Genomic DNA, 23,539 nt, shown 5'->3' on the forward strand with positions numbered 1-23,539 from the left:
TGCTCACGTCGTTTGGGGCAGCCGGGTCAGGGGCAGCAAGGCGGACAGCTGGGTCATCGCCTGGCCCAGGTCATCGCCCAGCACCGCCACGCGACTCTCTTCAAGGTCGGCCTCGCGTATGCGCGCCACCGGCCCACATAGCGCCAGGGGCACCTCCAGCTGCTCCGCCAGGCGCGGCAGCTGGCGTCGCACCAGGTCGCTGCGCCCCGCGTGGCTACCGGCCATCAGTACGCCGCCGGCGCCCAGTGCCTCCACCGCCAGGGGCATCTCGCCGAAGGGCAGTGCCGTGTCCAGCAGCTCCACCCGGTAGCCGCAATCGCTGGCGGCCAGGGCCGCCAGCAGCCGCCACAGGGTGCCGGGGTCGTCGGGCAGCGGCACCATCAGCAGCACCGGGCCTGGGGCGAGGGCATTGGCGTGGAGCAGGCGGGTGCCGATGCGGGTGCGCAGGAAAGCCTCCAGGCTGAGTCGCTGCAGGGTATCGCCGAGCCTCTCGCCCCATCGCTCTTCCAGCATCTGCACCGTGGGCGCCCACAGCTCGGTGATGCATACTGGCACCGGATAGAGCGAGAGCGACTGGGCGTAGAGGGTCTCCAGGCGGGCCAGGTTCAGGGCCTCCACCGCGGTGACCAGCTGCGCGCGCTGCCCCGGCCAGTCGCTGGCGTCGGCCATGGGGGCCTCGCTGGCCTCGGGGCGGTCGAGCAGTTCGCGCACCTGGCTGACCGGTACTCCGCGATTGAGCCACTGCAGGATCTGCTCCACGCGCTCGATGTCTTCCCGGGCGTAGAGGCGGTGTCCCTTGGGTGTGCGCTGGGGCTTGATCAACCCGTAGCGCCGCTCCCAGGCGCGCAGCGTCACCGAGTTCACGCCGGTGAGGCGGGAAACCTCGCGAATCGGGTAGAGCGGTGTATCGCCGGCGTGCTGTGAGGGGTCACTCATGGCTGGCAGGACCTCCCGGCCCCGGCGGCGATGTGTGTCTGGGCGTAAGGCATGACGAACTCCTGTCACGGTCGATTCAGATGGCGTCGGCGGCCAGGGCCTCGCCGAGATGGTGGCCGGAGAGCCAGGCGTCCTCGACCCGCGGGCCGCGCCAGCCGTCGCCGCACAGCGAAAGGCCGCTGGCCGAGAGTCGATAATCGAGGTTGACGGCCTCGCCGCCGGCGAAGACGTCGGGTTGGGCATAGCGCCAGCGGTGGGCACCCAGGGCGCTGGGCTCCGGCAGGCGGCTGCCGTCGGGCAGCGCCTGCTGGAAGGCGTCGAGCAGCGCTTCCACGATGGTCTCCGGGCTGTCCTCCAAGCGCACCTCGCTCCACTCGAGGTTGGCCAGCAGGCTCAGGCTCTCGCCCTGATCCTGGCGGCCGGGCTTGAGCTGGTTGCGGACCACGAAGCGCAGCCGCGGGTCGTTCACCCGGACCGCCTGCCAGTCATCGTCGACGCCGGGCAGCGCCGGCAGGGGGGCGTCGAACAGCGCCCAGGCGGCCCAGCAGGGACGCTGGATCACCGCCTCGCAGGCCTCGGCCAGGGTCGCGTCGTGGGGCGCCACCAGAGCATGGGCCTGGGGGGAGGGGGCGCTGATTACCACGCGGGTAAAGGGACCGTGGTGCTCGCCGTGCTCATCCACCAGTTGCCACTGTCCGGCACTGCCCACCAGGCGTTCGATGCGGGTCTGGGCCTTCACCGTCAGCCCTTTGGCCAGGTGGCGAGTCACGGCGCTCATGCTCGGGGTGCCGCACAGGCGCTCCAGGTCATCCTCGTGACGTTGCCAGCGGCCTGCCTGTGCCGACCACAGCGAGGCGGGCCAGGGGGCGATGCTGCGGGCCTTGTGCCAGCCCTCCACGGCGCGGCGAAAGGTGGCGTTGCGGACGCTGAAGAACTGGGCGCCCAGGTCGAGCACGGCATCGGGCAGGCGGCGGCTAGACATCCTGCCGCCGGCGCCGCGGGCCTTGTCGAACAGGGTGGCTGGCAGGCCGGCGGCGTCCAGCGCCCGGGCGCAGGCGAGCCCGGCGATGCCGGCGCCGATGATGGCAGTATGCTGGCAGGTATCGGAGCGCATGGCGGCGTCATCCTCGGTGGTTTTCAGCTAGACTAGCAGAAGTGTACAACAGCTGTATAACTCATGGCAGATACCCGTCATCTCGAACGTCATTCACTAAAGAAATCAGGAGGTCTCGATGCGAGTGCTGATCACCGGCGGCAGCGGATTCGTGGGGCAGCGGCTGTGCCAGCACCTGGCCGATGCGGGGCATCGGTTGCTGGTGGTGTCCCGGGACCCCGAGGCGGTGAAGTCGCGGCTGCCCCGTGGGGCGGATATCCGCCGCTCGGTGCTGGACTTCGTGGATACGCCGCCGGAGGCCATCGTCAACCTCGCCGGCGAATCCATCGCGGGCAAGCGCTGGAGCGACGACCAGAAGAAGCGGCTGATCGACTCGCGAGTCAATATCACCCGCGATCTGGTGATCCTCTGCGAGCAGCTCAAGGCCAGCGGCGATCGCGCTCCCCGGGTCATGGTGTCGGCCTCGGCGATGGGGTACTACGGCGACCAGGGGGATCGCGAGGTCAGCGAGGAGACGCCGCCCCACGACGAGTTTGCCCACCGGCTCTGCAAGCGCTGGGAGGACACCGCCCGGGAGGCGAAGGACTTCGGCACCCGGGTGGTGCTGCTGCGCATCGGCCTGGTGCTCGACACCGGCGGCGGCAGCCTGCAGAAGATGCTGCCGCCCTTCAAGCTGGGCCTGGGCGGACGCTTCGGCGACGGCAAGCAGTTCATGCCCTGGATTCATCGCGAGGACCTGGTGCGGGCCATCCTCTTCCTGCTCGACAACGCCGAGCTTGAGGGACCCTTCAACGGCAGCGCCCCGCACCCGGTCACCAACGCCGAGTTCACCCGCATCCTGGCCAGCGCGCTCAAGCGTCCGGCGATCTTCCCGGTGCCGGCCATCGCGCTGGAGACCGCCTTCGGCGAGATGTCGCGGCTGCTGCTCACCGGTGCCGACATGCGCCCGACGCGCCTCCAGAAGGCCGGCTTCCAGTTCCGGTTCGAGACTCTGGAGGCCGCTCTGGCGGATATTCTGGGCTAGCGGGCGTCTTCCCCCACCGTGACGATGACCCGCACCGCGTCCAGTCGCAGGCGGGTGTCCTCGATGGCCTCGTCCAGCGCCTGACGCTCGGCGCGCAGCGCGGTGAGCTCGTCGTCGCGCACCGCCGGGTTGTGGCGAGCCAGGGCGGTGAGGCGCGACAGCTCGGTGTCCAGCGCCTCGCGCATGCGCACCTGGGCCGCTTCGGTGATGGAGGGCAGCTCGCGATCCGCCTCGGCCTCGCCGCGGTCGAGCAGCTCGCGCAGCACCTCCAGGCGGCTGCGGATCAGATCCCGGGCCATGGCCTTCTTGACCTTCTGCAGGTTCTTCGAGAGCCCGGTGAAGGAGATCCTGTCGGTCAGGTTGGCGCCGGACTCGTCGAGCAGCACGCGTACCGCGGTGGGCGGCAGGAAACGGTTGAGATGCAGCTTCCTGGGCGCCGGGCAGTGGGTGCGAAACACCAGTTCCACCATGATCCGCCCGGCGGGCAGTGTTGGATGCTTCAGCAGCGCCAGGGCGGTGTTGCCCATGGTGCCGTCCAGTATCCGACCCATCATCTCGCGCAGCAACGGGTGCTCCCAGGAGAGCCGCTGGACGTCGTCCCGTGACAGGGCGCGCAGCCGCGAGAAGGTGGCCGAGAAGCCCTCCTCGCCCTTGGCCAGGCCCGGCAGGCCATCGAGCATCTGGGGGCTGGGGTGCAGGTGCTGGATACTGCCGCCCAGCTCCTGGCTGTCGACCCCGAAGATGTCCAGCGCCAGGTCCAGGTAGCGGGGCAGGGCGCGGTCCTCGTCCAGTTCGCGGATCGCCGCGGCCACCGCCGCGGCGCGGCCGGGGCGACAGGCGTTGAGCTCCAGCAGACGGTTGCGCCCGGCATCGCGCTCGGTCAGGCGGCTCTCGAACAGCGCCCGGGTCTCCTCGATCACCTCCGCCATGGCGTCGTCGTCGAGCAGCGCCTCGGCCAGGGGGTCGCCGAAGGCGGCGAAGAGCTCGCTGCCGATGCCGTGGGGGGCGCTGAAGGCGTCCATGCCGTCGCGGTACCAGCGCAGCAGCTTCTCGCCGGGGCTGCCCTCGAACACCGGCACGTGGAGCTCGATGGCGTGGCGCTGGCCGATGCGGTCCAGGCGCCCGATGCGCTGCTCCAGCTGGTCCGGGTGGAGCGGCAGATCGAACATCACCAGGTGGCGGCAGAACTGGAAGTTGCGCCCCTCGGAGCCGATCTCCGAGCAGACCAGCACCTGGCAGCCCTCCTCCTCATCGGCGAAGGCCGCTGCGGCGCGGTCGCGCTCCACCAGGGAGAGCCCCTCGTGGAACACCGGGGCGTGGTAGCCGCCCAGCACCCGCAGCGCCTCGGCCAGGCCCTGGGCGGTCTCACGGTCGTGGGCGATCACCAGCACCTTGTCGTTGGCCAGGCCCGCCTCGCCGTCGTCGGCCAGGCGCTCCAGCAGCCAGTTGACCCGCGTGTCGATCTGCCACCAGGACTCCTCGTTGAGCGGGTCGTCGACCAGTGCCCGGTACATGGCATCCAGGTAGATCAGCACCTCGGGGTGGTCGAGGCCGGTCTCGATCAAGAGCTCGTCCAGGTAGTCCTGGTCGCGCTCCAGCTTGCGCAGCACCCGGCGGTAGGCCGAGGGCGGAGACAACGCGGTGACGTGCAGGCGGCGCTCCGGGAAGCCGCCCACGTGGCGGCGGCTGTTGCGGAACATTACCCGGCCGGTGCCGTGGCGGTCGAGCAGCTGGTCGCGCAGCTGGTCCCGGGCGGTAGCCTGCTGGTCCTCGTCGCTCTCGGAATTGGCCAGGGTGGTGAGCAGTGCCAGGCTGTCGGGCTCGTCGATCACCGCCGCGACTCGCGCGCGGTCCGCATTATCGCCCGGCAGGCGCTCCAGTGCATCGATCGCCTCGGCCACCTCCACGTAGTGGGCTTCCTCCTCTCGGAAGCGCGCCAGACTGTGGTAGCGGTCCGGGTCGAGCAGGCGCAGCCGAGCGAAGTGGCTGGCGAGTCCCATCTGCTCCGGGGTGGCGGTGAGCAGCAGCACCCCCTCGCTCTCGCCGGCCAGGCGCGCCACGCAGGCGTAGCCGGGGCCTGCCTGCTCCTCGCTCCAGTCCAGATGGTGGGCCTCGTCGACGATCAGCAGGTCCCAGGCGCAGGCCAGGGCCTGGGCCTGGCGGTGGGGGTTGGCGAATAGCCAGTCCTGGCTGGCCAGGATGATCTGGCCCGCCTCGAAGGGGTTGGTATCGCCGTGGGCCTCGCTCTGCTGCTCGTCGAGCAGGGTCACCTTCAGGGCGAAGCGTCGCAGCAGCTCCACCAGCCACTGGTGGCAGAGGCTCGCCGGCACCAGGATCAGCGCCCGCTCGACACGGCCGGTGAGCAGCAGGCGGTGCAGGATCAGGCCCGCCTCGATGGTCTTGCCCAGCCCCACCTCATCGGCCAGCAGCACCCGCGGGGCGTGGCGGCGGGAGACCTCGTCGGCGATGTAGAGCTGGTGGGGGATCAGGTCGATGCGCGGCCCGGCCAGGCCCAGCACCGGGTTCTGCTCGATGCGATGGTGGTGGTGCAGGGTGCGAAAGCGCAGGTCGAACCAGTCGTTGCGGTCCACCTGGCCGGTCAGCAGGCGGTCACGGGCCTGGTCGAACTGGGTAGTGTCGGCCAGCCGCGCCTCGGGCAGCTCGAGCAGCTCACCCTGGGCGTCCTCGCCGATATAGACGATCAACCCGTCCAGCTCCTTGGTGTCGTCTACGGTCAGGGTCCAGCCCTCGGCGGTGCGGATGCGGTCGCCGTTGCCGAATACCACTCGGGTCAGCGGGGCCTGGCGGCTGCTGTAAGTGCGGGTTTCCTGGCTGGCGCCAAACAGCACGGTCACGCTGCGGGCATCACAGCTCAGGATGGTGCCCAGGCCGAGTTCGGCCTCGCCGTCGCTGATCCAGCGCTGGCCGGGAGAGAAATCGCTCATGATGCCTCGGAGGATGCTGAAAGGGATGCGCTCATGGCCGCCGGGACGGGGCGGTCCGAACAGGGCGCCGTATCTTACAGCAAAGGCCGGCGCGGCTTAAGCGTGGCGTTCGCCTTTACGGGACTCGTCCGGCGTCCCTCCTGTCTCGTTCAGTGGCGGTCTAGCCAGGCGCCGAGCTGGGCCCGGGAGAGCTCGCCGACGTGGCGCTCCACGGCGCGGCCGGAGGCGTCGAACAGCAGGGTGGTGGGCAGCCCGGGAGATTCCAGCAGCGCCATCAGCTCCTGTTGCGGGTCGAGCAGCGGGTAGCGGAATTCGAGCCCCTGGTCGTCCAGGTAGCGGATCACCTGCAGCAGCTCCTCGCCCTGGTTGGCCACCACCACGGTGACGCCGTCGCGGGCGTCGGCCTCGGCCAGCAGCGGCATCTCGCGCAGGCAGGGCGGGCACCAGGTGGCCCACAGGTTGAGCACCACCGTCTCCCCCTGCAGCTCGCGCAGGTTGACGCTCTCGCCATCGAGGGTCTCCAGGGCGACATCGGGCAGCTCGTCCACCGGCATGCCGCCGCCCAGCGGCGCCAGGGTCACCAGCACCAGCCACAGGCTGGCGGCCCCCACGGTCAGCGCCATGGCGCCGATCAGTCGCAGCAGGTGCTGGCGCAGGGCCCAGCCGGTCCACAGCAGCGCGGCCAGCAGCCCCCACAGGCCGTGGAAGCCCGGCTGCCACAGCTTGAGGATGTCCAGCGGGGCCGCGGCATAGGCGTCCAGGTGCAGCAGCACGTGGCCGGTGCGCGCGCCCACCAGCCAGGCCAGCACCAGGCCATTGAACCAGCTGGCATGCTCGCCGCGGGGCAGCCCCAGCAGCCAGGCGCTCAGCGCCAACAGCAGCAGGGCGGCGCCCAGGGCGTAGAGGCGCGGCACCGAGAGCAGTACGGGTCCGAGGGCGATGGCATCCATGGCGTGGGTTCCTGTGGGCGGCTGGCGAGTGGCGCAATGCCGTCTCGATGCAGGGTCGGCGACCGGCGCATGACCGGGTACACTTGGCCACCCGGAAAGACGCTGCCCGCGTCGACCCCCTGTCCGTGCCCAGCCTACTGCCGGCCGGCATGGCTGTCATCCGTTCGCCACCCTCGTCACGGGAGCCTCCATGGCCAAGCCAGCCTTCGATACCCTGCGTGCCCTGGCCATCGCCAGCCAGGCGCTTGGCTTCATCCTGATCATCACCCTGGAGACGATGATGGGCGACGCCGCCCGTTACTGGCAGGGTTGGACCCTGGCGGCCATGGTCGCCGCCGCGCTGGGCATCGCCCTGGTGCGGCTCTACCGGCGCAACCGGGCGCGCAAGGCGCTGGCGCGACGGCTGGCCGACGACGATGGCGATGCCTGAGGCGTCGCACACCGGCGGGGGGCCGCGCCTGATCCGCTGGATCTCGCTGCCGGCGCTGGTGATGCTGCTGGCGGGCTGCGCCGCGGCACCGATGCCGCGGGATCACACCACGGCACTGCCCCCCTGGGAGGTCGCCGAGACCCGTCTGGGCGGCTGGGCCGCCGAGCAGGCCGAGGCCCATCCGGGCCAGAGCGGCCTGGCGCTGCTGGCCAACGGCCTGGACGCCTTCGCGGTGCGCGGCCTGCTCGCAGCGCGGGCCGAGCGCCGTCTCGACATCCAGACCTACCTGATGGGCGACGGGCTGACCACCTGGGTTCTGCTGGCCCGGGTGCTGGACGCCGCCGAGCGCGGCGTCATGGTGCGCCTGCTCATCGACGACATCGGTGCCGTGGGCCAGGGCGAGCGGCTGGCGGCCCTGGACAGCCACCCCAACCTGCAGGTGCGGGTCTATCACCCGCTGCCGGTTGGGCGCGCCAACCTGGCCACCCGGGTACTGGCTACCATCCCGGTGCTGTCGCGTCACCATCGGCGCATGCACAACAAGCTGTGGATCGCCGATAACGCCCTGGCCATCGCCGGTGGGCGTAATATGGGCGACGAGTACTACAGCGCCGGCGAGCCGCGCAACTTCGCCGACCTGGACCTGCTGGCGCTGGGGCCGGTGGTGGAACCGCTGTCGATGAGCTTCGATCTCTACTGGAACCATGGCCTGGCGCAGCCGGTGGGCCGTTACCATCGCGTCGACGCCGATGCCTGGCAGGCCCTGTACGGGGAGCTCGCCGCCCAGCTCGACGAGGAGCGCGACTCCGACTACTTCAGCGCCCTGCGCCAGCGCCAGGAGGAGCGCGAGCGCAGCCGCCTGGTGGATGCCCTGCACTGGGGGCATGCCGAGGCGCTGTGGGACCCGCCCGGCAAGCCGGCCCGGCGTGGGCGCCCGGCCCTGGCGGAGACCATGGCCGGCCAGCTGTGGGAAAGGGTGGCGCCCGAGGCGCGCCTCAGTCTGGTTTCCGCCTACTTCGTGCCCACCGCCGCGGGCAGCCGGGCGCTGCAGGGGCTGGCGGAGTCCGGGGTGGAGGTCGAGGTGGTGACCAACTCCCTGGAGTCCACCGACGTGCCGGTGGTCCACGGGGCCTACATGCCCTATCGGCGGGCGCTGCTGGAGAGCGGCGTGGCGCTCTTCGAGCTGCGTGCCGAGCACGACAACGGCGAGGGGCCCGCCATGGGCGTGCCCGGCACCTCCGTCTCGGCACTGCACATCAAGGCCCTGGCGGTGGATGATGACACCGTGTTCGTGGGCTCCCCCAACGCCGACCCGCGTTCGGTATGGTGGAACAGCGAGTTGGGCGTGCTGGCCGAGAGTGAGGGCCTGGCCCGGGAGTTTCGCGAACTGGTGGAGGAGGGGGTGAGCCCCGAGCTGAGCTACCGGGTGACCCTGGACGACAAAGGCCGGCTGGGCTGGGAGACTCTCCACGACGACGAAATGGTCCGCCTCGCGCGGGAGCCCGGCGGCCCTTGGCGCCACGCCAACGCCTGGTTGAGCCGGTTCCTGCGCCTGGAGCGCTGGCTGTAGCGGGCGCAGCCCGCCGTGACGCGATGGAGGAGAGCACGCGATGAACGAACCCCGGACCCGTGACGCCGAGGAGGCGAGCCAGGATCTGGAGCTGCGCCAGGCCCGGCGCGAGCGCCTCAAGATCACCGTCGGCCTGCTGCTCGGCCCCCTGGCGGCGGGGCTGCTGCTGTGGGTCGAGACCCCGGTGGGCATGCCCCCGGCGGCCTGGCAGGTGGTGGCGCTGACCGCCTGGATGGCGGTGTGGTGGGTGCTGGAGCCGGTGCCCATCGCGGTGACCGCGCTGCTGCCGGTGGCCCTGCTGCCGCTGCTCGGCGTGGGGACAATCCATGCGGTGGCCGTGCCCTACGCCAACCCGCTGATCTTCCTCTTCCTCGGCGGCTTCCTGCTGGCCGAGGCGATACAGCGCTGGGGGCTGCACCGGCGCATCGCCATGCTGGTGCTGCGGGTCTCGGGCAGCCGCCCGGATCGCCTGGTGGCGGGCTTCATGCTCGCCACCGCGGCGCTGAGCATGTGGGTCAGCAACACCGCCACCGCCGCGCTGATGGTGCCCATCGGCCTCTCGGTGCTGGTCATGCTGGAACGCCAGGGCGGCGCCGGGGCGAGCCACCACATGGCGCTCACCCTGCTGCTGGGCATCGCCCTGGCCGCCAACATCGGCGGCATGGGCACCCTGATCGGCACCCCGCCCAACGCCCTGCTGGCCGGCTTCATGGGCGAGAGCTACGGCATCGAGATCGGCTTTGCCCAGTGGATGGCGGTGGCCGTGCCGCCATCGCTGCTGCTGCTGGCGCTGGCCTGGTGGCTGTTGACCCGGCTGGTCTACCCGGTGGAGCGCAGCGAGGTGCCCGGAGTGGCCGAGATGCTGGCCGACCAGGCCCGCGACCTGGGGCGCATGACCCGGCCCGAGCAGCGGGTGGCGGCGATCTTCACCCTGGTGGCCCTGGCCTGGGTGACGCGCCCGCTGCTGGAGCGGGTCATGGGCGTGGAGCTCAGCGACGCTGGCATCGCCATCATCGGGGCGCTGCTGCTGTTCGTAGTGCCGGCCCGCTGGCGCCAGCGCCAGTTCCTGATGGACTGGGACAGCGCCAGACACCTGCCCTGGGGCGTGCTGATCATGGTGGGCGGCGGCCTGAGCCTGGGCACCGCCATCGAGGAGAGCGGCCTGGCCGCGGTGGTGGCGGAGGGATTGGGGGCTTTCGGCAGCTGGCCCACCTGGACCATGGTGGCCATGGTGGCGCTGGCGGTGATGCTGATGAGCCACGTCACCAGCAACACCGCCACCGCGGCGGCGATACTGCCGCTGACCGCCTCGCTCACCGTCAGCCTGGGGGCCAGCCCGCTGCTGCTCTCGGTGCCGGTGGCCATGGCGGCCAGCTGCGCCTTCATGCTGCCGGTGGCCACTCCGCCCAACGCCGTGGTATTCGCCAGCGGCAAGCTCAGTGTCGCCGAGATGGTGCGCGCCGGGGCCCTGATCAGCGTCGCGGCGCTGGTGGTCATCACCCTGGTGGTGTTCGCCCTGGCCATGCCGATCCTGGGTTTCGGCTGGGGAGCTTGATCCAGAATAGGGTTGATCGGCCGCGAGCGTCTAGGCTGGAAACAGAGGGGCACCGCGTGCCCCGCTTACACCCGACAAGAAGGACAGTCCCCATGTTCAAGACCATTCTGGTTCCCGTCGACGGCTCCCGCCATGCCGAGAAGGCGCTGAGTGTCGCCGCGCTTCTGGCCCGCGCCTCCTCCGCGACGCTTCATCTGATGACCGTGGCCGAGTTTCCCCCCGACAACATCGGCCTGTTCACCGGCGGCACCGCCGAGCCCTTCTCCGAGGTGGAGCGCGAGAAGCTCGCCGAAGGCATGAAGAAGGAGGCCCACAAGGTTATCGAGAAGGCACGCGCCGCGGTCGACCTCGACGGGATCGAGGTCGAGGAGGTGACGCGGCAGGGGCGCCCGGCCGTACTGATCAACAAGGAGGCCGAGAGCCTGGGGGTCGATGTCATCGTCATGGGCAGCCGCGGGGTCAGCGACATGCGCGGCATGGTCTTCGGCAGCGTCTCCCACAAGATCAGCCATATCGCCGGCTGTACCGTCATCACCGTGACCTGATCAAATTCCCTCTATCGAGCCGGCTAATAAACCGTCCCTGCCCCACCCGGTTTCTCGGCGTCCGTGTTCTCGGGCCCCGCGATTCCATGACGGCAGGGATCGGGGTGGTGAGGGTGGGGCAGCGCACCGACGCGGGTCGCAGGCAAGACTATTCTTGAATCAACCCTGCGTCTCGATGACTTCATGGCGAGGCTCAGGTATCGATACTAGCTATCCCCAGGAGGAATTCCATGAACCAGCCCCAAGTCGAAGGCCGTCAAGAAGAGGAGTATCAGACGAAATGAAGAATAACCCGATGAACATGATGACCGCGTGGATGAAGGTCGCTTCTTCCTACAACATGATGACGCTGTCTGCCGCTGAGGTGATCGCCCGTCGCACCATGATGATGGCCAGCGGCGCCATGACCGGCCCGGAAGCCATGGGCATGGTGATGGAGAAGGCAACGATTTTCGCCACAGCAACCGAGCGAGCGGCAATGGCGGCGGCCAGCGGTGCCAACCCTGCGCGGATAACGTCGGAGGCGCTGAAGCCATACAGCACCAAGACTCGATCTAACGTACGCAAGCTGCGTCGCTGAGTAGAGCCCTGCTCCAGCAGATATCGCTACAAGAAAGCCCAACAACGAAAAACCGCCACTCGGAGCGATCCGTAAGTGGCGGTTTTTGCTATGTGACCTTGGTCGGAGTAGCAGGATTCGAACCTACGACCTCTGCCTCCCGAAGGCAGCGCTCTACCAAGCTGAGCTATACTCCGACGCGCTGAGCTGATGCCTCAACGGGGTCGAATTATACCCGCAGCGCGGTGCTTTGCAAGCCCCCGGCGATGGGTGGGCTCACGACTCGCGCTCCACCGCCAGGCGGGCCAGGTCGGCCATGCTGTCTCGATAGGGGGAGGGAGGCAGATGGTCAAGCTGGGCCAGCGCCCTGGCGGCCATCTCCTCGGCCCGGGAGCGGGTGTATTCCAGGGCGCCGGTGGCGTTGACGATGGCCAGCACCTCGTCGAGATGGTCCAGACCGCCCTGGCGGATCGCGCGGCGGATCACCGCGGCCTGCTCCGGGGTGCCGATGGCCATGGCCTGGATCAGCGGCAGGGTGGGTTTGCCCTCGGCCAGGTCATCGCCCACGTTCTTGCCCATCGCCTCGGCGTCGCCCTGGTAGTCGAGCAGGTCGTCGATCAACTGGAAGGCCAGGCCCAGGTAGCGGCCGTAATGCTGCAGGGCGGCCTCCTGCTCCGGGGTGGCCTGGGCGAGGATCGCGCCGCTGTGGCTGGCCGCCTCGAACAGCATCGCGGTCTTGCCCTGGATGGTCTCGAAGTAGGCCGCCTCGTCGATGTCCGGGTTGCCCACGTTGGTGAGCTGCTGCACCTCGCCCTCGGCGATGACGCAGGTGGCGGAGGAGAGCACGCTCATGATCCGCATGGAGCCCACCTCCACCATCATCTGGAAGGAGCGCGAGTAGAGGAAGTCGCCCACCAGCACCGAGGGGGCGTTGCCCCAGGCGTCATTGGCGGTGGCCTTGCCGCGGCGCATGTGGGACTCGTCCACCACGTCATCGTGCAGCAAGGTCGAGGTGTGCATGAACTCGATCAGGGTCGCCAGGGTCACGTGACGCTCGCCCTGGTAGCCCAACGCGCGGGCCGCCAGCAGCACCAGCAGCGGGCGCAGGCGTTTGCCACCGCTGGCAATGATGTATTGGCCGATGGTCTCCACCAGCGGAATCCGCGAGGCAAGTTGATCCATGATGGTGCGGTTAACGGCGGCAAAGTCCTCGGCCACGACGGCGTGGATCGGCGAGGGGGCAGCGGCGGCGGGTGAAGTGACGTTGGCAGTCATGGAGGCGGCTCAACAGAAGTGATGGGGGGCCGGGGCGGGGCGGCCCCCTCTGGCCTTGAGTTGCCGGTCATGCTATGGGGGCCCCTCATGGGCGTCAAGGCGAGCCGCTCCGGGGCGCCTCGGTGGGCAGGAATCACGGGGGCTGTGCGGGTTGTGCCGCCCCCGGCGCACGGTTATAATGCGCGCCCCACTCATCCCGCTCCCTGTCAGATGGTGCCAGAGGAGGCGCCACTCGCCGCAGGCCGATCAAGAGCCAACCCCGATGAGTCCTGGAGAGAAGAACATGTACGCAGTTATCAAGAGCGGTGGCAAGCAGTACCGCGTTCAGGAAGGCCAGACCCTCAAGCTCGAGAAGATCGAAGTCCCGACCGGCGAGTCCATCGACTTCGACGAAGTGCTACTGGTCGGCAACGACGACAATGTTCAGGTCGGCGCGCCGCTGGTCGAGGGTGCCAAGGTCTCTGCCGAGATCGTCTCCCACGGCCGCCGTGACAAGATCACCATCATCAAGTTTCGCCGCCGGAAGCACCACATGAAGCGTCAGGGCCACCGCCAGTGGTTCACTGAAGTCAAGATTACCGGGATTTCCGCGTAAGCGGTCCACCCCTGAACGGAGGATTTTTCCATGGCACATAAGAAAGCAGCCGGTTCCACGCGTAACGGTCGCGATTCCGAATCCAAGCGCCTTGGCGTGAAACTGTTCGGTGGTCAGGCCGTTACCGCCGGCAACATCATCGTGCGTCAGCGCGGCACCAAGTTCCACGCCGGTACCGGCGTTGGCCTGGGTCGCGACCACACCCTGTTCGCCCTGAACGACGGTGTGATCAAGTTCGAGACCAAGGGTCCGAAAAGCCGCAAGTTCGTCAGCGTCGTCTCTGCCTGAGACGCCTGAGGCTTGCAGCGAGAAGGCCCCGCCCAGGCGGGGCCTTCTTGTATATACCCAGATGGGTAAGACGGCAGTCGCCGTCAGGAGAATGACAGATGCAGTTCGTCGACGAAGCCTCGATCATCGTGGAGGCCGGTAAGGGGGGCAATGGCTGCCTCAGCTTCCGGCGCGAGAAGTATGTGCCCAAGGGCGGCCCGGATGGCGGTGATGGTGGCCACGGCGGCACCGTCTACCTGATCGGTGACGATGCCCTCAACACCCTGATCGACTTCAGGTTCCAGCGCTTCTACAAGGCTCAGAACGGCCAGGGTGGCATGGGTCGGCAGATGAGCGGCCGCGCCGGCGAGGATCTGCACGTCAAGGTGCCCGTGGGCACCACGGTGATCGACGAGGACACCCTCGAAGTGATTGCCGATGTCACCGAGATCGGCCAGGTGGTCATGGTGGCCCAGGGCGGTCGCCGGGGGCTGGGCAATATCCACTTCAAGTCCTCCACCAATCGGGCGCCGCGGCGGACCACCCCGGGCACCGAGGGCGAGCGCCGCAACCTGCGCCTGGAGATGAAGGTGATGGCCGACGTGGGCCTGCTGGGCATGCCCAACGCCGGCAAGTCGACGCTGATCCGCGCCGTCTCCGCCGCCAAGCCCAAGGTGGCCAACTATCCTTTCACCACCCTGGTGCCCAACCTGGGCGTGGTGAAGTTGGGCATGCACGAGCACTTCGTGATGGCCGACGTGCCGGGGCTGATCGAGGGGGCCTCGGACGGTGCCGGCCTGGGCCTGCGTTTCCTCAAGCACCTGACCCGTACCCGGCTGCTGTTCCACGTGGTAGACGTGTCGCCCTTTGACGAGTCCGACCCGGTGGAGGCCGCCGTGGCGATCATCCACGAGCTGGGCGAGTTTTCCCCGGCGCTGGCCGAGCTGCCGCGCTGGCTGGTACTCAACAAGCTCGACCTGCTTCCCGCCGAGGACCGCGAGGAGCGTGCCGCCGATATCGTCCGTCGCCTGGGCTGGGAGGGGCCGGTGTTCCGCATCTCGGCGATCTCCGCCGACGGCACCGATGCCCTGGTGCAGGCCGCCTACCGCTGGCTGACCGAGCAGCGCAGGCTTGAGAACGAGGACGAGGAGTCCGCCGAACGCGCCCGCGAGATGCGCGCGCGCATGGAAGACGAGGCGGTGGCCCGCACCGAAGCTCGCCTGGGCCGCAAGCGCAAGAAGGTCGATGAGGATGACGACGATTTCGATGACGATGATTATGACGTCGAGGTCGAATACGCGCCCTGAGGGTTGAGAGCTGATGGAAGACAACGAGCAGCTGGCGGGCCGCGAGGCGCTGGTGGGCGCCCGCCGAGTGGTGGTGAAGATCGGCAGCGCGCTGCTGACCAACGACGGGCGCGGCCTCGACGAGAACGCCATCGGCGGCTGGGTCGACCAGATCGCCGTGCTGCATCGCCGCGGCATCGAGGTGGTGCTGGTCTCCTCCGGCGCGGTGGCCGCCGGCATGGTGCGCCTCGGCTGGCAGGTGCGGCCCTCGGCGGTGCACGAGCTTCAGGCCGCCGCCGCGGTGGGGCAGAACGGCCTCACCGAATGCTACGAGGGGCACTTCGCCCGCCACGACCTGCTCACCGCCCAGGTGCTGCTGACCCACGACGACCTCTCCAACCGCAAGCGCTATCTCAACGCCCGCTCGGCCCTGCGCACCCTGGTCGACCTGCGAGTGGTACCGGTGATCAACGAGAACGACACCGTGGTCACCGACGAGATCCGCTTCGGCGACAACGATACCCTGGGCGCCCTGGTGGCCAACCTGCTGGAGGCTGATGCCCTAGTGATCCTCACCGATCAGGAAGGGCTCTTCGACGCCGACCCGCGCCACGCCCCCGGCGCGCGGCTGATCCACGAGGGACGCGCCGACGACCCGGCACTGGCCGCGGTGGCCGGCGGCGGCGGCGCCCTGGGGCGCGGCGGCATGACCACCAAGCTTCGCGCGGCCCACCTGGCGGCGCGCTCGGGGGCCTTTACCGCCATCGCCAGCGGCCGCCAGCCCGAGGTGCTCACCCGGCTGATGGCCGGTGAGCGACTCGGCACCCTGCTGCGCCCCGACCAGGTGCCCATCGCGGCACGCAAGCGCTGGCTGGCGGGTCAGCTGCAGGTGCGCGGCACCCTGACCCTGGACGCCGGAGCGGTGAAGGTGCTGCGCGAGAGCGGCTCCAGCCTGCTGGCGGTGGGAGTGAAGGCGGTAGCGGGGCAGTTCCGCCGCGGCGACATGGTGCTCTGCGTGGACGAGCAGGGCGGGCGCGTGGCCAAGGGGCTGGTCAACTACGGCGCCGACGACGCGGCGCGCATCCTCGGCAAGCCGAGCCACCAGATCGAGGCGATCCTCGGCTTCATGGAGGCCCCGGAGCTGATCCACCGCGACAACCTGGTGGTGTTGTAGCCGCGTACTATGGCACGCACATCGCGGGCTGTGATAGGATGCGCCATCCTCTCAGACACGGCCCGTGAACGACCGCTGATGTCAAGCGGTCGGCCAGATGGCCAAGCCGGCGGAAAGTCTCGAACTTTTCTGCCGGATCAATACGTTATCGATGCCGTCATCACACGGGCGGCGAAGCATCTCCAAGGAGACATCAAGTGGCAAACAGTAAGCAAGCTCGCAAGCGCGCCCGTCAGTCCGAAGGTCGTCGTGTACTGAAAGCTGGTCAGCGCTCCATGGTGCGCACTTACGTCAAGCGCGTCATCAAGGCCATCAACAGCGGTGACCACGCTCAGGCCATGGCCGAGTTCCAGCTGGCGCAGCCGATCATCGATCGCATCGCCGACAAGGATGTGCTCTCCAAGAAGCGCGCCGCCCGCATGAAGAGCCGCCTGAACAAGCGCATCAAGGCGCTGGCTGCCTAAGCCGGTCAGATGCCCTCGAGGCGCGGCCTGCGTGGCAGGCGCCTCGTAAAAAAACCGGCTGCGGCCGGTTTTTTTGTGGCCGCCGTTCCCCGAGCCCGCTGAGGATGCCGATGTGACGGATCGCGAGCAGTCGCCACCTACACCGGTGGATGAGCACGACAAGGTGGTGGCCCCCAAGGCCGGCGGGCTGATGCGCTCGGGCCTGGTGGTCAGCGTGATGACCATGCTCTCCCGGGTCATGGGCCTGGTGCGCGATGTGGTAGTGGCCACCCTGTTCGGTGCGGGCAGCGGCGCCGACGCCTTCTTCGTCGCCTTCAAGATTCCCAACTTCATGCGTCGGCTGTTCGCCGAGGGGGCCTTCAACCAGGCCTTCGTGCCGGTGCTCTCGGAGTACGCCACCCGCGGCAGCAAGCGTGAGGTGCGCGAACTGCTCGATGCCGCCGCCGGCAGCCTGACCGTGGTGCTGGCGCTGCTCACCGCGCTGTTCATGGTCGCCGCCCCCTGGCTGGTGTGGGTGTTTGCCCCCGGCTTCGGCCGCGACCCGGCCAAGCTGGCGCTCACCGCCGACATGCTGCGGCTCACCTTCCCCTATCTGCTGCTGATCTCGCTGACGGCGTTTGCCGGCAGCGTGCTCAACACCTGGAATCGCTTCGCCATCCCGGCCTTCACCCCGGTGCTGCTCAACCTCTCGCTGATCGGCGCCGCGCTCCTGCTCACCCCGCTGATGACCGAACCGGCCATGGCGCTGGCCTGGGGCGTGCTGATTGCCGGCGTAGCCCAGCTCGCCTTCCAGGTGCCCTTCTTGGTGCGCCTGGGGCTGATGCCGCGGCCCTGGCCGAGCTTCGTGCATCCCGGCGTCAAGCAGATCATGGTGCTGATGGCGCCGGCGCTGTTCGGCGTCTCGGTGTCGCAGATCAACCTGCTGTTGGACACCATCCTCGCCTCGCTGCTGGCGCCGGGCAGCGTCTCCTGGCTCTACTACTCCGACCGCCTGGTGGAGCTGCCGCTGGGGGTGTTCGGCATCGCCATTGGCACGGTGATTCTGCCGGCGCTCTCCAAGCGGCACGCCGCGCAGTCCGGCCAGCACTTCAGCGAGATGCTCGACTGGGCGATCCGCGGCGTGCTGCTGCTCGGCCTGCCCGCGGCGCTGGCCCTGGCAATACTGGCCGAGCCGCTGCTGATCTCGCTATTCCACTACGGCGCCATGACCGAGCACGACATCACCATGGCGGCGATGAGCCTGCGTGCCTACTCCTTCGGTCTGGTAGCCTTCATGCTGATCAAGGTGTTGGCACCGGGATTCTTTGCCCGCCAGAACACGAAGACGCCGGTGAAGATCGGCATCATCGCCATGGTCGCCAACATGGTCTTCAACCTGATCCTGATCTGGCCCCTGGCCCACGCCGGCCTGGCTCTGGCCACCGCGCTCTCGGCGTTCCTGAATGCCGGCCTGCTGGGCTGGCTGCTCTACAAGGAGCGGGTGCTGGTGTTCCAGCCCGGCTGGGGCCGCTATGCGGTGCAGCTGCTGGGCGGCTGCACGGTGATGGGCATCGGCCTGTGGTGGATCTCCCCGGACTGGCAGGCGTGGCTCGGCTGGGACGTCTGGACGCGCGTGGCCTGGCTGGCGGCGCTGGTGGTGGCCGGTGCCGGGGCCTACTTCGCCTGGCTCGCCGCCACCGGGGTGCGCCTGCGGCAGTTCAAGATGAAGGGCTGATAGGCCAAGACCAGGCCGGCCCGGCTGTCAAGGGGCCGGCGGTCCGGTATAATCGCCCACTTTACGACCACCTTCCGGTAAGCGGGGCTCTACCACGCCATGCAAGTGATCCGAGGACTGCACAACCTGCGCGACGAGCACCGCGGCTGCGTGGCCACCATCGGCAATTTCGATGGCGTGCACCGGGGCCATCAGGCGATTCTCGACCAGTGCCGCGAACAGGCCGCCACGCTGCAGCTGCCGGTCACCGTGGTGGTCTTCGAGCCGCAGCCCCGGGAGTTCTTCGCCGGTGATCAGGCGCCGCCGCGCCTCACCCTGCTGCGGGACAAGGTGCGCCTGCTGGGCGAGGCCGGGGTGGAGCGGGTGCTCTGCCTGCCCTTCAACGACGCCCTGCGCAGCCTCACCGCCGAGGCCTTCATCGACAAGGTGCTGATCGACGGGCTGGGCGTGCGCCACCTGGTGGTGGGCGATGACTTTCGCTTCGGCTGCGACCGCCGCGGCGACTTCCACCTGCTCACCGAGATCGGCGAGCAGCGCGGCTTCGGCGTCGAGCACACTCGCACCTTTACCATCGACGACGATCGCGTCTCCAGTTCCCGCATCCGCACCCTGCTGGCCAGCGGCAATTTCGACGCCGCAGCCAGGCTGCTGGGGCGCCCCTACCAGCTGGGCGGCCGCGTGATCGCCGACCAGAAGCTCGGCCGTACCATCGGCGTGCCCACCGCCAATCTGCCCCAGCCGGTGCGCTCCCTGGCCCTGCACGGCGTCTATGCGGTGGTCAGCGAGCTACCCGACGGCCGCCGCCTGCTCGGCGTGGCCAACATCGGCTGGCGCCCCACGGTGGGCAGCACCCGGCCGGTGCTGGAGGTGCACCTGTTCGACTTCGACGGTGACCTCTACGGCCAGCGCCTCAGGGTGTTTCCCTGCGCCAAGCTGCGCGGCGAGGTGAAGTTCGAGCACTTCGACGCCCTGAAACACCAGATCGCCGCCGACCAGCGGCGGGCACGCGGCTTCTTTTTACAGCACCCCGCTGCCGGTGCCGTTCTACAGCACCCCGCTGCCGGTGCCGTTCTACAGCCCCCTGCCGACGGTGCCGTTGCCCGACATGCCGGCAATAACGATCTACTTCCTCTGGCATCGGCGCCGCTGGCGCGCGAGGCCGTGACTTCCGATTCCTCGGCGGGTACGCCCGCCGACCACGACGACGGCTGATCCCGGGATATGAGCGACTACAAGCACACTCTGAACCTGCCAGAAACCGACTTTCCCATGCGGGGCATGCTGCCCAAGCGTGAGCCGGAGCGGCTGGCCCAGTGGCAGCAGCAGGATCTGTACCACCGCCTGCGCGAGGAGCGCCGGGGCAAGCCGCTGTTCGTGCTGCACGATGGCCCTCCCTACGCCAACGGCAGCATCCACATCGGTCACGCCGTCAACAAGATACTCAAGGACATCATCGTCAAGTCGAAGAACCTGGCCGGCTTCGATGCCCCCTACGTGCCCGGCTGGGACTGCCACGGCCTGCCCATCGAACACAAGGTGGAGACCACCCACGGCAAGCACCTCGAGGCCGGGCGCGCCCGCGAGCTGTGCCGCGAGTACGCCGGCGAGCAGATTCAGGGCCAGCTGGCGGACTTCGTGCGTCTGGGCGTGATGGGTGACTGGGAGAATCCCTACCGCTCCATGGACTTCGCCAACGAGGCCGGCGAGATTCGCGCCCTGGCCGATATGGTCAAGGCCGGCTACGTCTTCAAGGGCCTCAAGCCGGTGAACTGGTGCTTCGATTGCGGCTCCGCCCTGGCCGAGGCCGAGGTGGAATACGCCGACAAGCAGTCCGACGCCATCGACGTGGCCTTCCCGGTTGAGGACGCCGACCAGTTGGCGGCCGCCTTCGGCCTGGCGGCGCTGCCCAAGGGCGCCGCCATCGTCATCTGGACCACCACGCCCTGGACCATCCCCGCCAACCAGGCGCTCAACGTCCACCCCGAGTTTACCTATGCCCTGGTGGACACCGGCGAGCGGCTTCTGGTGCTGGTGGAGGACCTGGTCGAGTCGTGTCTCGCGCGCTTCGGCCTGACGGGCGAGGTGATCGCCACCGCCCGTGGCGAGGCCTTCGATGGCATCCGCTTCCGCCATCCCCTCTATGATCGGCTGTCGCCGGTGTATCTGGCCGACTACGTGGAGGCCGAGGAGGGCAGCACCGGCATCGTCCACTCAGCCCCCGCCTACGGCATGGATGACTTCGTCACCTGCCGCGAGCACGGCATGGAATTCGAGGAGATCCTGAGCCCGGTGCAGGGCAACGGCGTCTACGCCGAGGAGCTGCCGTTCTTCGGCGGCCAGATGATCTGGAAGGCCAACCCCCGTATCGTTGAGACGCTGCGCGAGGTCGGGGCGCTGATGCACCACGAGCCGATCACCCACAGCTACATGCACTGCTGGCGCCACAAGACCCCGGTGATCTACCGCGCCACCGCCCAGTGGTTCGTGGGCATGGACGTGCAGGGCAAGGACGGCAAGACGTTGCGCGAGCGGGCGCTGGAGGGCATCGAGGCCACCCAGTTCACCCCGGCCTGGGGGAAGGCGCGCCTGCACAGCATGATCGCCAACCGTCCGGACTGGTGCATCTCCCGCCAGCGCAACTGGGGCGTGCCGATCCCCTTCTTCCTGCACAAGGTGACCGGCGAGCTGCACCCGCGCACCCTCGAGCTGATGGAGGAGGCCGCCAAGCGGGTGGCGAAGGAGGGCATCGAGGCCTGGTTCCGCCTCGAGCCCGCCGATCTGCTCGGCGACGAGGCCGCGGATTTTGAGAAGGTCACCGACACCCTGGACGTCTGGTTCGACTCCGGCACCACCCACCGCCACGTGTTGCGCGGCTCCCACCCTCACGGCCACGAAACCGGCCCGATTGCGGATCTCTACCTGGAGGGCTCCGACCAGCACCGCGGCTGGTTCCACTCCTCGCTGCTCACCGGCTGCGCCATCGACGGCCACCCGCCGTACCGCGGCCTGCTCACCCACGGCTTCACCGTGGACGCCCAGGGCCGCAAGATGTCCAAGTCCACGGGCAACGTGGTGGCGCCCCAGGAGGTGATGGACAAGCTCGGCGCCGACATCCTGCGCCTGTGGGTGGCCTCCACCGACTACGGCAACGAGATGGCGGTCTCCGACGAGATCCTCAAGCGCACCGCCGACGTCTACCGCCGCATCCGCAACACCTCACGCTTCCTGCTCGCCAACCTCAATGGCTTCGAGCTGAACCGCGACGCCGTGGCGTTCAACGACATGCTGGCCCTGGACCAGTGGGTGGTCGACCGCGCCGCTCAGCTGCAGGCGCGCATCGAGACCGCCTACCAGGAGTACCGCTTCCTGGACGTCTACCAGCAGGTCCACGGCTTCTGCGCCCGGGAGCTCGGCGGCTTCTACCTGGACGTGATCAAGGATCGCCAGTACACCACCCAGGCCGACTCCCTGGCGCGCCGCAGCGCCCAGACCGCCCTCTACCACGTGGTGGAAGCGCTCTCCCGCTGGGTAGCACCGATCCTCTCCTTCACTGCCGAGGAGATCTTCGAGAACATCCCCGGTGAGCGCGGCGACAGCGTGCTGCTGGCGACCTACTACGGGGGCCTCACCACCCTGGAAGGCGACGCCGCCATGGGCCGCGACTTCTGGGAGCGCGTGCTGGAGGTCAAGCAGGCGGTGAACAAGTGCCTGGAGGACGCCCGCAATGCCAAGACCATCAAGGGCAGTCTGGCCGCCGAGGTCACCCTCTATGTGAACGACGCCCTGCAGGCCACGCTCGCCAAGTTGGGCGACGAGCTGCGCTTCGTGATGCTGACCAGCGAGGTAACCCTGAAGCCGCTCGCCGATAGTGAAAAGCCCGAGGGCGAGGGCGCCGAGGCCACCGAGCTTGCGGGCCTGAAGGTCTCCGTGGCTGTCAGCGCCCATCGCAAGTGTGAGCGCTGCTGGCACCACCGCGAGGACGTGGGCACCCACGCGGGGCATGACGACCTGTGCGGGCGCTGCGTGAGCAACCTGCCCGACGGCCCCGGTGAGACGCGCCTGTATGCCTGATTCACCCGCCAAGGCTTCTGCCAACGGTTCCTCCAGCCCTGCCGGCGGCACTTCAGGGGTGCAGCCCATGCCGCCCATGCAGCGCCCGCTGCGCTGGCTGTGGCTGACCGTGGCGGTCATCGTGCTGGACCTCGCCACCAAGTACCTGGCCAGCGCAATGCTCGATTACGCCCGGCCGGTGGAGGTGCTGCCGTTCTTCAACCTGACGCTACTGCACAACACCGGCGCCGCCTTCAGCTTTCTGGCCAATCACCCCGGCTGGCAGCGCTGGTTCTTCGCCACCATCGCGGTGGGCGCCAGCATCGGCCTGACCATCTGGCTGACCCGGCTCAAGCGCGACGAGACGCTGCTGGCGGTGTCGCTGGCGGCGATCATCGGCGGGGCACTGGGCAACCTCTACGACCGCCTGGTACACGGCTACGTGGTGGACTTCCTCTCCTTCCACGTCGCCGGCTGGTACTACCCGGCCTTCAACGTGGCGGACATCGGCATTACCCTGGGGGCCGTCGGCCTGATCTGGGAATCGGTGTTCGGCGAGAAGCGTCGCGCGCGGCAACGCAATTCCTGATAGAGAGAGCGCTATGAGCGACCCGCAATACCAGATCGACGAGGGCATGGAAGTGACCCTGCACTTCACCCTCAAGCTCGAGGACGGCACCGTGGTGGACTCCACCCGCGACAAGGCCCCGGCCACCTTCCAGGTGGGCGACGGCAACCTGCCGCCCGGTTTCGAGCACCCCATGAAGGGCATGGCCGTCGGCGAGAGCGCCACCTTCGAGATTACCCCGGAGCACGCCTTCGGCCAGCACAACCCGCAGAACGTCCAGCGCCTCAAGCGCGACAATTTCGGCGACGAACCCTTGGAACTTGGCACCGTGATGTCCTTTGCCGACCCCTCCGGCGGGGAGCTGCCCGGCGTGATCAGCGACATCGACGGTGACATGATCGATGTGGACTTCAACCACCCGCTGGCAGGGCGTACCCTGACCTTCGAGGTGGAAGTGCTGGACGTGAAGCCTGCCACCACCCACTGAGGCGACAGGCGCGGGGCATCCACGATGGCGT

At 68.7% G+C, this 23,539-nt stretch carries 21 protein-coding genes and 1 tRNA gene; 16 read left to right on the forward strand and 6 right to left on the reverse strand.

What is annotated here, in order from left to right; translation table 11 throughout:
- Window positions 1–3: 3 nt before the first annotated feature.
- Window positions 4–936, reverse strand: a complete 933-nt coding sequence (locus tag ACR80S_RS16425; RefSeq protein WP_435401167.1) for a MerR family transcriptional regulator — start codon at window positions 934–936, stop codon at window positions 4–6.
- Window positions 937–1,012: 76 nt separating this feature from the next.
- Complete coding sequence (locus tag ACR80S_RS16430; RefSeq protein ID WP_435403833.1) at window positions 1,013–2,050, reverse strand: NAD(P)/FAD-dependent oxidoreductase; 1,038 nt, start codon at window positions 2,048–2,050, stop codon at window positions 1,013–1,015.
- Window positions 2,051–2,168: 118 nt separating this feature from the next.
- On the opposite strand from ACR80S_RS16430, the gene ACR80S_RS16435 reads away from it, so the two are divergent.
- Window positions 2,169–3,074 (forward strand): TIGR01777 family oxidoreductase, encoded by a 906-nt coding sequence (locus ACR80S_RS16435; protein WP_435401169.1) that lies wholly within the window; start codon window positions 2,169–2,171, stop codon window positions 3,072–3,074.
- Here the strand turns inward: ACR80S_RS16435 and rapA are convergent.
- Together rapA and ACR80S_RS16445 are read right to left on the reverse strand one after the other, a co-directional pair.
- Window positions 3,071–6,019 carry an RNA polymerase-associated protein RapA gene (rapA, locus tag ACR80S_RS16440; RefSeq protein WP_435403834.1) on the reverse strand — a complete coding sequence of 983 codons (2,949 nt, stop codon included), beginning with the start codon at window positions 6,017–6,019 and terminating at the stop codon, window positions 3,071–3,073. The two genes, ACR80S_RS16435 and rapA, sit on opposite strands and share 4 nt — an antisense overlap.
- Window positions 6,020–6,168: 149 nt before the next feature.
- Window positions 6,169–6,969, reverse strand: a complete 801-nt coding sequence (locus tag ACR80S_RS16445) for a TlpA family protein disulfide reductase (RefSeq protein WP_435401171.1) — start codon at window positions 6,967–6,969, stop codon at window positions 6,169–6,171.
- 190 nt (window positions 6,970–7,159) lie between these two features.
- On the opposite strand from ACR80S_RS16445, the gene ACR80S_RS16450 reads away from it, so the two are divergent.
- From ACR80S_RS16450 to ACR80S_RS16470, 5 genes are all read left to right on the forward strand, one after another.
- Window positions 7,160–7,399 (forward strand): hypothetical protein, encoded by a 240-nt coding sequence (locus ACR80S_RS16450; RefSeq protein ID WP_435401172.1) that lies wholly within the window; start codon window positions 7,160–7,162, stop codon window positions 7,397–7,399.
- Entirely contained in the window at window positions 7,392–8,969 is a 1,578-nt protein-coding gene (locus ACR80S_RS16455) for a phospholipase D family protein (protein ID WP_435401173.1), read from the forward strand. The genes ACR80S_RS16450 and ACR80S_RS16455 overlap by 8 nt, the downstream gene beginning before the upstream one ends.
- A 40-nt stretch (window positions 8,970–9,009) precedes the next feature.
- On the forward strand, window positions 9,010–10,524 hold the full coding sequence (locus tag ACR80S_RS16460; RefSeq protein ID WP_435403835.1) for an SLC13 family permease: 1,515 nt from the start codon (window positions 9,010–9,012) through the stop codon (window positions 10,522–10,524).
- A 92-nt stretch (window positions 10,525–10,616) separates the two neighbouring features.
- Window positions 10,617–11,069 (forward strand): universal stress protein, encoded by a 453-nt coding sequence (locus ACR80S_RS16465; RefSeq protein ID WP_435401175.1) that lies wholly within the window; start codon window positions 10,617–10,619, stop codon window positions 11,067–11,069.
- A 280-nt stretch (window positions 11,070–11,349) separates the two neighbouring features.
- A complete protein-coding gene (locus ACR80S_RS16470; RefSeq protein ID WP_435401176.1) occupies window positions 11,350–11,649 on the forward strand; it encodes a hypothetical protein in 300 nt (99 codons plus the stop codon).
- 99 nt (window positions 11,650–11,748) lie between these two features.
- Here the strand turns inward: ACR80S_RS16470 and ACR80S_RS16475 are convergent.
- Both ACR80S_RS16475 and ispB read right to left on the reverse strand, forming a co-directional pair.
- Window positions 11,749–11,825: transfer RNA gene (locus ACR80S_RS16475), tRNA-Pro, on the reverse strand.
- A gap of 79 nt (window positions 11,826–11,904) precedes the next feature.
- Window positions 11,905–12,903, reverse strand: coding sequence for an octaprenyl diphosphate synthase (gene ispB / locus ACR80S_RS16480; RefSeq protein ID WP_435401177.1), 999 nt, complete (start codon window positions 12,901–12,903; stop codon window positions 11,905–11,907).
- A gap of 283 nt (window positions 12,904–13,186) precedes the next feature.
- On the opposite strand from ispB, the gene rplU reads away from it, so the two are divergent.
- From rplU to fkpB, 10 genes are all read left to right on the forward strand, one after another.
- Window positions 13,187–13,498, forward strand: a complete 312-nt coding sequence (gene rplU, locus ACR80S_RS16485) for a 50S ribosomal protein L21 (RefSeq protein WP_290909976.1) — start codon at window positions 13,187–13,189, stop codon at window positions 13,496–13,498.
- 30 nt (window positions 13,499–13,528) lie between these two features.
- Window positions 13,529–13,786, forward strand: a complete 258-nt coding sequence (gene rpmA, locus ACR80S_RS16490; RefSeq protein ID WP_290909977.1) for a 50S ribosomal protein L27 — start codon at window positions 13,529–13,531, stop codon at window positions 13,784–13,786.
- Between the two features lie 98 nt (window positions 13,787–13,884).
- Window positions 13,885–15,072, forward strand: a complete 1,188-nt coding sequence (cgtA, locus tag ACR80S_RS16495; RefSeq protein ID WP_435403836.1) for an Obg family GTPase CgtA — start codon at window positions 13,885–13,887, stop codon at window positions 15,070–15,072.
- A gap of 13 nt (window positions 15,073–15,085) precedes the next feature.
- Window positions 15,086–16,225, forward strand: a complete 1,140-nt coding sequence (gene proB / locus ACR80S_RS16500; protein WP_435401179.1) for a glutamate 5-kinase — start codon at window positions 15,086–15,088, stop codon at window positions 16,223–16,225.
- A gap of 197 nt (window positions 16,226–16,422) precedes the next feature.
- Entirely contained in the window at window positions 16,423–16,689 is a 267-nt protein-coding gene (rpsT, locus tag ACR80S_RS16505) for a 30S ribosomal protein S20 (protein WP_435401180.1), read from the forward strand.
- A gap of 190 nt (window positions 16,690–16,879) precedes the next feature.
- On the forward strand, window positions 16,880–18,403 hold the full coding sequence (gene murJ, locus ACR80S_RS16510) for a murein biosynthesis integral membrane protein MurJ (protein WP_435401331.1): 1,524 nt from the start codon (window positions 16,880–16,882) through the stop codon (window positions 18,401–18,403).
- Window positions 18,404–18,502: 99 nt separating this feature from the next.
- Entirely contained in the window at window positions 18,503–19,615 is a 1,113-nt protein-coding gene (gene ribF / locus ACR80S_RS16515; protein WP_435403837.1) for a bifunctional riboflavin kinase/FAD synthetase, read from the forward strand.
- Window positions 19,616–19,624: 9 nt separating this feature from the next.
- Window positions 19,625–22,474 carry an isoleucine--tRNA ligase gene (gene ileS, locus ACR80S_RS16520; protein ID WP_435403838.1) on the forward strand — a complete coding sequence of 950 codons (2,850 nt, stop codon included), beginning with the start codon at window positions 19,625–19,627 and terminating at the stop codon, window positions 22,472–22,474.
- Window positions 22,475–22,550: 76 nt separating this feature from the next.
- Window positions 22,551–23,042, forward strand: coding sequence for a signal peptidase II (lspA, locus tag ACR80S_RS16525; RefSeq protein WP_435403845.1), 492 nt, complete (start codon window positions 22,551–22,553; stop codon window positions 23,040–23,042).
- Window positions 23,043–23,055: 13 nt separating this feature from the next.
- A complete protein-coding gene (gene fkpB / locus ACR80S_RS16530; protein ID WP_435401184.1) occupies window positions 23,056–23,508 on the forward strand; it encodes an FKBP-type peptidyl-prolyl cis-trans isomerase in 453 nt (150 codons plus the stop codon).
- Window positions 23,509–23,539 lie beyond the last annotated feature (31 nt).

It is taken from the genome of Halomonas salsilacus, assembly GCF_051216275.1.
Taxonomy (GTDB): domain Bacteria; phylum Pseudomonadota; class Gammaproteobacteria; order Pseudomonadales; family Halomonadaceae; genus Halomonas.

Coding starts and splice junctions, on each gene's coding strand:
- ACR80S_RS16425 (WP_435401167.1), bottom strand. CDS start 936: ATGAGTGACCCCTCACAGCACGCCGGCGATACACCGCTCTACCCGATT.
- ACR80S_RS16430 (WP_435403833.1), bottom strand. CDS start 2,050: ATGCGCTCCGATACCTGCCAGCATACTGCCATCATCGGCGCCGGCATC.
- ACR80S_RS16435 (WP_435401169.1), top strand. CDS start 2,169: ATGCGAGTGCTGATCACCGGCGGCAGCGGATTCGTGGGGCAGCGGCTG.
- rapA (WP_435403834.1), bottom strand. CDS start 6,019: ATGAGCGATTTCTCTCCCGGCCAGCGCTGGATCAGCGACGGCGAGGCC.
- ACR80S_RS16445 (WP_435401171.1), bottom strand. CDS start 6,969: ATGGATGCCATCGCCCTCGGACCCGTACTGCTCTCGGTGCCGCGCCTC.
- ACR80S_RS16450 (WP_435401172.1), top strand. CDS start 7,160: ATGGCCAAGCCAGCCTTCGATACCCTGCGTGCCCTGGCCATCGCCAGC.
- ACR80S_RS16455 (WP_435401173.1), top strand. CDS start 7,392: ATGCCTGAGGCGTCGCACACCGGCGGGGGGCCGCGCCTGATCCGCTGG.
- ACR80S_RS16460 (WP_435403835.1), top strand. CDS start 9,010: ATGAACGAACCCCGGACCCGTGACGCCGAGGAGGCGAGCCAGGATCTG.
- ACR80S_RS16465 (WP_435401175.1), top strand. CDS start 10,617: ATGTTCAAGACCATTCTGGTTCCCGTCGACGGCTCCCGCCATGCCGAG.
- ACR80S_RS16470 (WP_435401176.1), top strand. CDS start 11,350: ATGAAGAATAACCCGATGAACATGATGACCGCGTGGATGAAGGTCGCT.
- ispB (WP_435401177.1), bottom strand. CDS start 12,903: ATGACTGCCAACGTCACTTCACCCGCCGCCGCTGCCCCCTCGCCGATC.
- rplU (WP_290909976.1), top strand. CDS start 13,187: ATGTACGCAGTTATCAAGAGCGGTGGCAAGCAGTACCGCGTTCAGGAA.
- rpmA (WP_290909977.1), top strand. CDS start 13,529: ATGGCACATAAGAAAGCAGCCGGTTCCACGCGTAACGGTCGCGATTCC.
- cgtA (WP_435403836.1), top strand. CDS start 13,885: ATGCAGTTCGTCGACGAAGCCTCGATCATCGTGGAGGCCGGTAAGGGG.
- proB (WP_435401179.1), top strand. CDS start 15,086: ATGGAAGACAACGAGCAGCTGGCGGGCCGCGAGGCGCTGGTGGGCGCC.
- murJ (WP_435401331.1), top strand. CDS start 16,880: ATGCGCTCGGGCCTGGTGGTCAGCGTGATGACCATGCTCTCCCGGGTC.
- ribF (WP_435403837.1), top strand. CDS start 18,503: ATGCAAGTGATCCGAGGACTGCACAACCTGCGCGACGAGCACCGCGGC.
- ileS (WP_435403838.1), top strand. CDS start 19,625: ATGAGCGACTACAAGCACACTCTGAACCTGCCAGAAACCGACTTTCCC.
- lspA (WP_435403845.1), top strand. CDS start 22,551: ATGCAGCGCCCGCTGCGCTGGCTGTGGCTGACCGTGGCGGTCATCGTG.
- fkpB (WP_435401184.1), top strand. CDS start 23,056: ATGAGCGACCCGCAATACCAGATCGACGAGGGCATGGAAGTGACCCTG.